Annotated in this window: 8 protein-coding genes; all 8 read right to left on the bottom strand. The window is 37.2% G+C overall.

Translation table 11 applies throughout. The features are described from left to right. Window positions 1-45: 45 nt before the first annotated feature. Window positions 46-3,600, bottom strand: coding sequence for a DNA-directed RNA polymerase subunit beta (rpoB, locus tag AB2Q86_RS01520; protein WP_003729181.1), 3,555 nt, complete (start codon window positions 3,598-3,600; stop codon window positions 46-48). Between the two features lie 245 nt (window positions 3,601-3,845). Further along, window positions 3,846-4,091 carry a hypothetical protein gene (locus AB2Q86_RS01515; RefSeq protein ID WP_003724191.1) on the bottom strand — a complete coding sequence of 82 codons (246 nt, stop codon included), beginning with the start codon at window positions 4,089-4,091 and terminating at the stop codon, window positions 3,846-3,848. A 65-nt stretch (window positions 4,092-4,156) separates the two neighbouring features. Then, window positions 4,157-5,599 (bottom strand): sucrose phosphorylase, encoded by a 1,443-nt coding sequence (gtfA, locus tag AB2Q86_RS01510; RefSeq protein ID WP_012582061.1) that lies wholly within the window; start codon window positions 5,597-5,599, stop codon window positions 4,157-4,159. Continuing rightward, entirely contained in the window at window positions 5,600-7,297 is a 1,698-nt protein-coding gene (locus tag AB2Q86_RS01505) for an alpha-glucosidase (protein WP_012582062.1), read from the bottom strand. Between the two features lie 14 nt (window positions 7,298-7,311). After that, complete coding sequence (locus AB2Q86_RS01500) at window positions 7,312-8,142, bottom strand: sugar ABC transporter permease (protein WP_012582063.1); 831 nt, start codon at window positions 8,140-8,142, stop codon at window positions 7,312-7,314. A 1-nt stretch (window position 8,143) separates the two neighbouring features. Continuing rightward, window positions 8,144-9,481 (bottom strand): carbohydrate ABC transporter permease, encoded by a 1,338-nt coding sequence (locus AB2Q86_RS01495; RefSeq protein ID WP_012582064.1) that lies wholly within the window; start codon window positions 9,479-9,481, stop codon window positions 8,144-8,146. Between the two features lie 17 nt (window positions 9,482-9,498). Continuing rightward, on the bottom strand, window positions 9,499-10,725 hold the full coding sequence (locus tag AB2Q86_RS01490) for an extracellular solute-binding protein (RefSeq protein ID WP_012582065.1): 1,227 nt from the start codon (window positions 10,723-10,725) through the stop codon (window positions 9,499-9,501). A 137-nt stretch (window positions 10,726-10,862) separates the two neighbouring features. Further along, on the bottom strand, window positions 10,863-11,858 hold the full coding sequence (locus tag AB2Q86_RS01485) for a LacI family DNA-binding transcriptional regulator (RefSeq protein WP_003723038.1): 996 nt from the start codon (window positions 11,856-11,858) through the stop codon (window positions 10,863-10,865). Window positions 11,859-11,970: the final 112 nt, after the last annotated feature.

The raw sequence follows: 11,970 nt of genomic DNA, 5'->3' as shown, positions 1-11,970 counted from the left end.
AATCATTGTTTCTTATTGTTTTGGAGTCTCAATTATCGAACCGAATTACTCAGTCTTTTCAGCGGCTGCATTTTCCGGTTGTACGATATTGAAGGCATCATTTTGATTAGTAAAGTCGTCATCATCCATGTCACGCATCTCGATTTCTTCTTCGTCTGCGGAAAGCATTTTAACATCCATTCCAAGACTTTGAAGCTCTTTGATGAGTACTTTGAAGGATTCTGGCACACCAGGTTCTGGAACGCTTTCGCCTTTAACAATCGCTTCGTAAGTTTTCACACGACCAACCACGTCATCGGATTTAATCGTTAGGATTTCTTGAAGTGTATAAGCAGCACCATAAGCTTCCAGTGCCCATACTTCCATCTCACCAAAACGTTGTCCACCAAATTGTGCTTTACCACCAAGCGGTTGTTGCGTTACTAGAGAGTAAGGTCCAGTTGAACGCGCATGAAGTTTATCATCAACCATGTGGGCAAGTTTGATCATGTACATTACACCTACAGAGATACGGTTATCAAATGCTTCACCAGAACGTCCGTCATAAAGAATTGTTTTCGCATCACGGGCCATACCAGCTTCTTCCACTGTGCTCCAAACGTCTTCTTCATTCGCACCATCAAATACTGGTGTTGCAACGTGAATTCCTAAAGCACGAGCAGCCATACCTAAGTGTAGCTCAAGTACTTGTCCGATATTCATACGAGATGGTACCCCTAGTGGGTTAAGCATGATATCAACAGGTGTTCCGTCTGGCATAAATGGCATATCTTCTTCAGGTAAAATACGGGAGATAACCCCTTTGTTACCGTGACGTCCGGCCATTTTATCGCCTTCGTGGATTTTACGTTTTTGTACAATATAAACACGTACTAATTGGTTTACACCAGGTGGTAGTTCGTCGCCTGCTTCACGTGTAAAGATCTTCACGTCAAGCACGATTCCGCCGCCGCCATGAGGTACACGTAATGAAGTATCGCGAACTTCACGTGCTTTTTCACCAAAGATAGCGTGTAATAAACGTTCTTCTGCAGTTAATTCGGTAACTCCTTTTGGTGTTACTTTACCAACTAGAAGGTCGTTGTCTTTTACTTCAGCACCGACACGGATAATTCCACGTTCGTCAAGGTCGCGTAAAGCATCTTCCCCAACATTTGGAATATCACGAGTCATTTCTTCAGGTCCGAGTTTTGTATCACGAGCTTCTGATTCAAATTCTTCAATATGAATCGAAGTATAAACGTCATCTTTTACAAGACGTTCACTCATGATGATCGCATCCTCGTAGTTATAACCATCCCAAGTCATGAACGCAACTAGTACGTTACGACCAAGAGCAAGTTCACCGGAATCCATTGATGGACCGTTACCAAGGATTTCTCCTTTAACAACGCGGTCACCTTCTGCTACGTTTGGACGTTGGTTATAACAAGTACCTTGGTTAGAACGAACAAATTTACGTAATGTATATTTATCAATTCCGCCAGTTACTTCTTTGCCATCCACTAGAGATACACGACGAACCCAGATTTCGCGAGCTTCAACGTGTTCTACAATACCGTCATGTTTGGCAGTTACAGCAGCACCAGAGTCTTTTGCAGATACGTGTTCCATACCTGTTCCAACAAATGGAGCTTCAGGGTGCATAAGAGGAACTGCTTGACGTTGCATGTTCGCTCCCATTAGCGCACGGTTACTATCATCGTTTTCAAGGAACGGAATACATGCTGTCGCAACAGATACAACCTGTTTAGGCGATACGTCCATGTAGTCAATACGTTCTTTTTCTACCGCTAAGTTTTCTGAACGGAAACGAGCCATAACTTCTTCTTCTGTGAAAGTACCTTGTTCGTCTAATTTCGAGTTCGCTTGCGCTACTACGTAATTATCCTCTTCATCCGCAGTTAGATAATCAATCTTATCAGTAACACGGTTTGTTTCAGGATCTACGCGGCGGTAAGGCGTTTCGATAAAGCCGAATTTATTTACCTTCGCAAAGGAAGAAAGGGAGTTAATCAAACCAATGTTTGGTCCCTCTGGCGTTTCAATCGGACACATACGACCATAGTGAGAGTAATGCACGTCACGTACTTCATAACCAGCACGTTCACGCGTCAAACCACCAGGTCCAAGCGCTGAAAGACGACGTTTATGCGTAAGTTCGCCAAGTGGATTTGTTTGATCCATGAACTGAGATAACTGCGAGCTACCAAAGAATTCTTTAATAGAAGCAACTACTGGGCGAATATTAATCAATTGTTGTGGTGTAATTGTAGTCATATCTTGAATAGACATACGCTCACGAACTACACGTTCCATACGGGATAAACCGATACGGAATTGGTTTTGTAAAAGTTCACCAACAGAACGAAGACGACGATTACCTAGGTGATCGATGTCATCTGTATCGCCAACACCATGTAGCAAGTTAAAGAAGTAGCTAATGGATGAAATAATATCAGAAGGCGTGATGTGTTTTACATTTTCTTCAATATACGCGTTACCAATGATGTTGATTTCTTTTTCGTCATCATTTGGTGCGTAGATTTTAATAGATTGAACGAGTACGCTATCTTCCATAACTCCATCAGTTGGACGAAGTGTGCGGAAACCTACACCGTTTTCTAAATTAGGAATAATTTGATCTAAATTACGACGATCCAAAATGTCACCTTTAGAAGCGATAATTTCACCAGTTTCTGGATCCACTAAAGTTTCTGCTAATGTTTGGTTGAATAGACGGTTTTTTAGATGTAATTTTTTGTTGATTTTATAACGTCCAACGCTTGCAAGATCGTAGCGTTTTGGATCAAAGAAACGAGAAACTAGTAAGCTTCTAGCGTTATCAACTGTTGGGGGTTCACCCGGACGTAATCTTTCGTAAATTTCTAGAAGTGCTTTTTCAGCATTGTCAGTGTTGTCTTTTTCAAGCGTGTTGCGCAAGTAGTCATTGTCCCCGATTAAATCAATAATTTCTTGATCGGAACCAAAGCCTAGTGCACGAAGTAAAACAGTTACTGGTAATTTACGTGTACGGTCAATACGAACGTGTACAACGTCTTTAGCATCTGTTTCATACTCAAGCCAAGCCCCACGGTTAGGGATGACAGTAGAACCAAAGCCTTTTTTACCATTTTTGTCTAGTTTTCCATTGAAGTAAACACCTGGAGAACGAACTAATTGGGAAACGATAACACGTTCTGCCCCATTAATAATGAACGTACCCATTTCAGTCATTAGTGGGAAATCACCCATAAATACTTCTTGGTCTTTTACTTCGCCGGTTTCTTTGTTGATTAGGCGCAACTTCACGCGTAGTGGAGCCGCATAGTTTGCATCACGGTTCTTAGATTCTTCTACCGAGTATTTCGGTTCTCCAAGATCGTAATCAATGAATTCTAAAGATAAATTACCCGCAAAATCCTCAATTGGCGAAATATCGCGGAACATCTCACGTAGCCCTTCATCTAAGAACCATTGGTAAGAAGCTGTTTGAATCTCAATTAAGTTTGGTAATTCAAGTACTTCACTGATTCGCGCAAAACTTCTACGCGTACGATGCCGTCCATATTTTACATCATGTCCTGAATGTCCTGACAAACTATTCACCCCTCAAATTAATTAAAAAATTTATAAGCACACTTGTTAATTATGGTTGCGAAAACAATGGAACCTTCCGTATCCGAGGTTTAAGACGCTAGCAGTTTTTTGCTACGTGCAAAATATACTGGCTTAAACACCGTGCATCAAAATTTTCCTTTTTGTTTCTAATCTTGGCTTGCAAACACGCATCCAAGAAGCATTTCCAGAGTTAACATAAGTGGAACTTTCGCACAAAAAATATTCTATTTAGACAAAAAGAAAGCGGATTTCATATTGCTGAAACTCCCTAGAAAATAATTTTCCTTAAAAGTGTCAGTACAAGACGGAAAAAGTTTATACCGTTTTGTATTTTTGAAAGCCACATCTATGTCTTCTATTTTGCCAAAATCGATTGCAAATGCTTGATTTTCGACAGCATTTTCGCTTAATAATAAACACAGAAAAACAGTTTCGATTCTTTTGGCATTATATAATAATACAATAACCATTAGCCAATGTCAATAGAAAATAGAAATAAACACGAATGAAGAGGCTCATTCGTGTTTATAAAATGTTAAATTAAAATATTCCTTTCATTTTCGCTGATTTGGAATGTTTTAGTACTTAAATTCGCTTTTAATGTCGCTGTAATTTTATTTGTTTTGTTTTTACGAATAATAACGATTTCATTTGAGCTAGGTGTCTCAATTTCTATACTTCCTTCCAAATCAAATGCTTCAGAAGTATTTCTAAATCTCAGCAAATTGCACAACGCTTTAACAACTGGTCTTTTTACTTCATTTTTAATTTCATCTATTGTGTAGTAATGACGATTAATATTACGACCTTCTTTCGTTTCTTCTAAAAGGTCAATATCATTTTTGCCAGCAAGTAAACCGACATAATAAATTTGCGGAATCCCCGGCGCAAAACATTGAATTACTCTCGCCAGCAAGTAACTTTTGTCATCGTCACCCAAAGCACTATAATAGGTACTGTTAATTTGATAAATATCCAGGTTATTATATTTTTCAGAGGAATATATCTTTTTAACATTAGCTCCTATTTTGTATAATTCTGCTGAAGTATAATCGAGTTCCTCATCTGTTAATAAATCGCGTGCATCCACAACGCCAATGCCATCATGCGTATCTAAAGTAGTAAATTGCTTCATCGGACTCATTTCTAACCATTTAGCTAAACGTTCCACTCGGCCACTATATAACGAGTACAGCATCACCATGGGTAACGCAAAATCATAGATATAATAATCATGGTTCGCGATTTTCATTTGGATGGAATAATGTTCATGAATTTCTGGTAATAATTCCATATCATATTTGGCCGCTTCTGCTTTCACTTCATCCAGTAAATCCCAAATTTCCGGTTCTACAAAAAAATCATTTGTATCTAATTTTTTAATTGCATAAGCAAAGGCATCAAGACGCAAAATAGAACAACCATGTGCAGCCATATTTTTTATCGTTTGACGAATAAATTCTTTTGTAACTTCGGCTGTCACATCTAAATCAATTTGTTCTTCCCCAAAAGTATTCCAAACTAATTCCGTTTCCCCATCAGCAAATTCAACTTCTTGAAAAGGCGCCTTATCTTTTCTCTTATAAATTAAATCTAAGTCTTTTTCATTTGGTCTACCCGGAGGAAAGAAATCATTGATACGAATAAACATATCTTTATACTTTGAGTTTAAATGTTCTTTTTTAAAATCTTGAAAGAAGAGTGATTCGCGAGAAATGTGATTAATCATAAAATCAAACATTAAATAATACTTTTCGCCTAATTTCTCGATCATCTCCCAAGAGCCTAGGTCGCTATCTACTGTTGTGTAATCACTTGGCGCAAACCCTCGATCTCCAGTGGATGGAAAGAACGGTAATAAGTGAATTCCACCAATAGCATCTTCAAAGTAAGTTTCCATCACCTTGGATAATTCTTCCATATTTTTCCCTAAACTATCAGAATAAGTAATTAACATAGCTTTATTTTTAATTTGCAATCAGTCTACCTCCAAAACCCTTGAGAAAACGGCACCTGTATATGCAGGTATTTCAAGGACATTTTCTACCATTTCTGGCAACGCTACATTAGCAAGTACTTGTTCATAAGCACCTTCAATGCATAATTGATTTTCAGAATCAGAAAAATTCACGATGATTAAGAGCTCTGCGTCATCTGTTTTACGTTTGTAAGCAATAACTTCATCACTTGATTCTACTGGCAGTAACTCACCATAAACAGCCACTTCTTTATATTTACTAGAATCACTTCTTAAATGGATTAATTTCTTATAAAAATTCAATACGGAATTATCATCGATTTGTTCCTGCTCTACGTTAATATCAAGATAATTAGGGTTTGTTTTCAACCAAATTTCATCCGAGTCGGAAAAACCAGCGTTCTTTTGATCATTCCATTGCATCGGTGTTCTTGAATTATCCCTACTACGCCGATACATTCCTTCAAGCGCTTCTTCCGGACTCATTCCAGAGAGAATTGCGCGATGGTATTGATCGTGCGTCGCAATATCGTTATAATCATCTATACTTTCCATCCGAGTATTACTCATGCCAATCTCTTGTCCTTGATAAATGAACGGCGTACCATGCAACATCATAAATAACGTGCCTAGCATTTTTTTGCTACGATCATCTTGGTATTCTTGAGGTAAATACTTATTTATCGAACGCGGTTGATCATGATTTTCTAAGTATTTTGCCCCCCAACCATTTCGCTGTGTCACCAGTTCATTGGTAATTATTTTCTCTTTTAATTCTTTTACTGTCCATTCTGAATTCTTGAACCATTCGCCTGTTTCAGGAGTATCAATATCTGTATAGCTAAAATCAAACACCATACGGAAATGACCATTTTCACCTATAAATTCAGAAAGTCTTTCTTCAGGCACATCCGCCTCAGCCACAGTAAATGCATTATGTTTTTTAAATGTCCGTTCGTCAATCTCCTTGAGCCACTCTTCAATTCCCGGCTGATTTAAAATCCAATGACCGATGAAAACCAAACCATCTTCCCCGTCCGCTGGGAAAGTACCGTACTCAATTCTTTTCTTCAAATTTAAAATGGCATCAATTCTAAAGCCACCTAAACCTTTTTCAAGCCACCAGTTAATCATTTGGATACATTCATTACGCACTACAATGTTTTCCCAGTTTAAATCTGGCTGTTTTTTAGAAAAAGCATGTAGGTAAAACATGTTTTCCTCACCTGGTACAGCTTCCCACGCAGATCCTCCAAAATAAGAACGCCAATTATTAGGCGGGTTTCCATTTACACCCTCTCGGAAAATATAATAATCTCGATATTTACTTTTTGGGTCAGCTATTGCTTTTTCAAACCATTCATGTTCATCAGATGTATGGTTTACCACCAAATCCATCAATATTTTTATTCCTAATTTTTCTGCCTTCTCAATTAATTCATCCATATCGCTCATCGTTCCAAACATTGGATCAATCTCATAGTAATCAGAAATGTCATAACCACCATCATCCATAGGTGATTTATAGACAGGACAAAGCCAAATCACATTAATACCTAAATCTTTCAAATAAGGAAGTCGTTCTATAATTCCTCTAATATCTCCAATACCATCCCCATTTGAATCTTGAAAACTACGCGGATAGATTTGGTACACTACCGATTCTTTCCACCATTCTTTCGTTTCTGTTATTTTCACTATTAATCTATCTCCTATCCTTTAACAGCACCACTTGTAATGCCTTCAACATAATATTTTTGCAAATAAATAAACAGTATTGTAATTGGTACCGCAATCAATATACAGCCAGCCGCAAACGTTGTATACATTGTATTTGCCGTTGTTTGATTCAACATGGAATATAAACCTATCGACACTGTATATTTAGGCACATTGTCTCCCATAATCACTTTAGCAAAAATAAAATCCATCCAAGGCAACATAAATGCCATTAAAGCTGTGTATACAATAATAGGCTTAGACATTGGTAAAGTTATTTTTGTAAAGATACTTAATTTCGTCGCCCCGTCCATCATTGCAGATTCGTCCAAAGATTTTGGTATTGTATCAAAAAATCCTTTTGCAATATAAAAAGTTAATGCAGCTGTAGATGAATAAATTAACACAAGCGCCGTTAGAGATTGCGTTAATCCAAATGCTTTCAAAATATAGTAAACTGCTATCATGCTCATAAAAGCAGGAAACATATTTAAAACTAGCGCTGTTTTTAACATTGTCTTTTTAAATCTAAAGCGAAGTCTAGATAACACATAAGCCATCGAAACGGTTATAAAAGTGCTTAATAAACAGGAACACACCGCAACAATCATTGTATTTTTAACCCATAACATAAAAGGAAAATTTTCATGATTTTCAAATAGGTACGCAAAATGATCTAGCGTATATTCTTTCGGAAAGATATACGAAACAAATTGTCCACTTTCCGCTCTAAAAGCCGTCAAAACAATCCAGATAATCGGGAATATCCAGATACACCCGAGCACTATCAACAATAGGTTAGGCCATACTGTAGATCTTTTCATTTTAGTTGCTCCCTTCTTTATAAGAATTTGTACGTGTGTAGGCAAATAACGAGAATGCTGCACTAAGAATGAATGTCACAATCCCAATAACCGAAGCTAAATTATAATCCGCAGCTTCTACTGTTAATTTATAAAGCCATGTCACGAGCAAATCCGTATCCCCAGCACCATAGAAGTTACTATTCGAAGGTCCTCCACCAGTCAAGAGATAGATCACATTAAAGTTATTTATATTTCCAATAAATTGTTGAATCAGACTTGGCAACATCACCGTTAAGATTTGAGGGAAAGTTATGTATCTAAATAAATGAAAACTGTTACCTCCATCCATTCGCGCCGCTTCCAATTGATCTTTCGGTAGATTCATTAAAATCCCCGTGGCGATTAACATAGTTACCGGAATCCCAATCCACATATTGACAAATATGACGGATACCTTTGCCAGCAAAGCATCTGTCAAAAATGGTATCGGCTCAGCTATAATTCCCCAATTAAGTAACATCGTATTAAGCGGTCCTGCTGCATGCAACAAGTTCTGCATTACGAGAAGTGACACAAACGGAGGTACCGCCATAGTTATAACAAAGATAGTGCGCCAAAACTTTTTGAATTTAACACCCTTATGATTAATAAGAAGTGCAAGCAATACGCCAAAAAAGAAACAAGTAGCAGTAGCTAAAAGTGCCCAAATAAGTGTCCATCCAAGCACTGGAAAGAACGTACTGGAAATATCACCATTTAGCACATTTTTAAAGTTAACAAATCCTACCCATCCAAATAAATTCCTTGGCGGTAAATGTTCATGATCATAATTGGTAAAAGCCAACGAAATCATATAAACAAGTGGCATTATCGTAAATACCACAACCCCAATCATCGGGATCGTCAGTAAAGTTACATGAAATTTATTGTCTAGCAAACTCTTTAAGTCTTCCTTAAATGTTGGGATTTTTTTATTTTCCCGCTGAAAGTCCTCCACCTGGCTAGCGCTTCTAATATTAGCAAGGTACAAGAAGATAAATAGTACACAAATAACAACTGTCATAATCCCATATATTAGCATCAGCATGGAATTGTCGCCCGGTGTTCGAACCATAATACCTAAACTCTTATCAAAATTCCACGATTGGTTAACTGTCCCTAATGTCGCCATACCTTGAATTAAGGTAATGCCATAAAACACAAGGAAAAACAAGAAAACAAGTTCACTAAAAAGAAATAGAAGTCCCTTCGCAATTTGCTTATGGGCCAAATTACCAGCCCCCATAATTACATAAGATAATCTCGTAGAAACAGAACCATTCTTAAAAATATTAAAATAATTCTTCTTAACCATCATATACTTAACCTACTTTCCTATTTCGCTGGTGTAATATCTTTGACTAATTTATCGAGCGCCTCTGGATAATCCTCTTTCTTAATCTTGCCTTTATAAGTATCTACTAATAGCGGGTTCATATGTTGCCAAAAAACGTTCATTTCAGGTATTTTCGGCATTAAAACGGAGTGCTTTCCAGATGTCATATCAATAACTGCTTTCGCCACATCGTCCTTTTCTACTGTAGAACTAGTTCGTGCCTCTAAATTACTCGGAATTTTCCCTAGCTCTTTAAAAGCTTTTTCCTGCACATCCGCATTAGTAATATAATCAGCCAGCTCCATCGCATCTAATGGCGATTTAGTAAATGCGTTCACACAGTATATCCCGCTTCCTTGGAAAGCCATCATATCTACCTGACCACTTCCAAAATCGGTCTTCGGATATACTGCCACTCCCATATTTTCACCTAAAACCTCTCGTATCGCATCTTTATTCCAAACCCCACTAAAAACGGCATTTATTTTACCGGATCTAAGCGCACTAATCTCATCTGCATTTACAGCGACAACGTTAGGATTATTTTTCAGCTCACCAATCCAGTTCAATACTTGGACGCCTTCTGGAGTGTTAAAGGTTGTCCCATAAGGGTCTTCGCCATTTTCACCGTAAAGATATGTACCATTTGCAATAAACCAAGGTGTTTCACGATAATCCGCACCAGCTTCCGCAAGATTTATTCCGAGCTTCCCTTTAGACGTTATTCCAGAAAAAGTTTTAATATCATCCTCTGAAAAAACGCGCTTATCATAATACATAAACATCGCTTCCGCCGTCACAGGAAAACCATACATTTTATCTTGATATGTAGCAGCTTGAATGGAGGTTGGTGTATTATTTTTCTTAATATCATCTGTATACTTTGTCAATTGGTAAACCGCACCAGACTCTACCAGTTGTCCTAGACGGTCATTCGGAGTTATAAATACATCCGCCGCAGCTTCTGGATCTTTCTGAACATATTCTTGTGCTCGTCCAGATTCAGATTCAATAACCGTAATATCATAATTTTTATCAGGATGTTCTTTTTTAAAATCATCTACCACTTTCCTATAAAAATCTCCCTGATTTAAATCCACCCAAACTTTTAAAGAAACATTTTTCTCGTTTACTTTTATATCTGGCTTGTACTCCTTTTCTACACCACAACTAGCCAACAAACTTAAACCGACAATAATACTGATGGACAAAAGTAACTTCTTCATACTTGAACATTCTCCTTATCTTCACTTAAAATGACAACCGGTTGTCATTTTAGTTTAAGCGGTTTCATATATCGTAAAAATAATATCAATTATCTTATAAAATGTCAACCGTTTTCATAAAAATAATAAGAGAGAATTTACTTGGTAGTCTCTCTTATTATTAGTTTTGTTTCAAGGTCTGGCGCTACCGGCACACTCGTTCCTTGTAAATTAGCCAATAGAACTTGCGCCGAATATTCACCAAGTTCTTTAATTGGTTGTTCAATAGTTGTCAGCGCCGGATTCAGAACCTCCGCTATAGGTTGATTATCAAAACCTATGATTCCCAGCTCCTCTGGCACTGCTATCCCGTATTTTTTTGCAGCATATAATATCCCAGCAGCAACCGTATCACCATTTGAAAAAATTGCGTCCGGCATGGTAGATTTCTCTTCTAAAATATTAACCAGAAGCTCTTCGCCATCTTTAATGGTTAATAACTTCTCAAAATACAATGACTCATCAAAAGAAAGTCCATTTTCTGTTACAGCTTGCATGAATCCTTTAAAACGGTAATCATTTTTATTTTTAATGCCACCAGTACAGTAGGCAATACGTTTATAACCGCATTTTATTAAATAGTTCGTTGCTTGATAAGCCGCTTTCGTTTCATCAATGTTAATAATCGTTAAATTTTCATTTCCCAGATAACGATTACAAAGAACAATTTTGCCACTTTCAACGAGTGATTTAATTTCTTCTGTATCATTTTCTAAGTTAGCCATAATCAATCCATCTAGCTGTTTCTTTTGTAACATCTCGATAAATTGTAATTCTTTTGCAGGATTTTCTAAAGTTTGCAACATGACAACCTGATACCCTCTGTGAGATAGATAGCGTTCAATCGCATCAACAAGGTACGCAAAAAAAGGATTGGTTATAAAGGAAATCACAACACCAATCATCTTAGTCCCCTGCCCTCGAAATTGTTGAGCAATATTATTAGGATAATAATTCAGTTCTTTCATCGCAGCAAAAATTTTCTTTTTTGTTTTATCTGAAACATTTGGATTACCATTAATTGCTCGAGAAATAGTAGTTATAGAATAGCCCGTTTTCTCTGCTACATCTCCAATTTTCGTCACTTTATTCATATCTATCTCCCTAAAAGTTCAAATTCATCTATATTAATTTATTATATCAGATTACAGAAAAAGTGAGAACTTATTTCCTTATAACGCTACTCTAACAACGAAAAGAAGAAGC

Source organism: Listeria monocytogenes, assembly GCF_041765605.1.
In the GTDB taxonomy this organism is placed as follows: Bacteria; Bacillota; Bacilli; order Lactobacillales; family Listeriaceae; genus Listeria; species Listeria monocytogenes_D.
This window is presented reverse-complemented; position numbering and strand designations above follow the sequence as displayed.

What these genes read in the sequence shown, in the direction of transcription:
- AB2Q86_RS01490 (WP_012582065.1), bottom strand. Translation starts at nt 10,725, where the DNA reads ATGAAGAAGTTACTTTTGTCCATCAGTATTATTGTCGGTTTAAGTTTG.
- AB2Q86_RS01495 (WP_012582064.1), bottom strand. Translation starts at nt 9,481, where the DNA reads ATGATGGTTAAGAAGAATTATTTTAATATTTTTAAGAATGGTTCTGTT.
- AB2Q86_RS01500 (WP_012582063.1), bottom strand. Translation starts at nt 8,142, where the DNA reads ATGAAAAGATCTACAGTATGGCCTAACCTATTGTTGATAGTGCTCGGG.
- AB2Q86_RS01485 (WP_003723038.1), bottom strand. Translation starts at nt 11,858, where the DNA reads ATGAATAAAGTGACGAAAATTGGAGATGTAGCAGAGAAAACGGGCTAT.
- AB2Q86_RS01515 (WP_003724191.1), bottom strand. Translation starts at nt 4,091, where the DNA reads ATGGTTATTGTATTATTATATAATGCCAAAAGAATCGAAACTGTTTTT.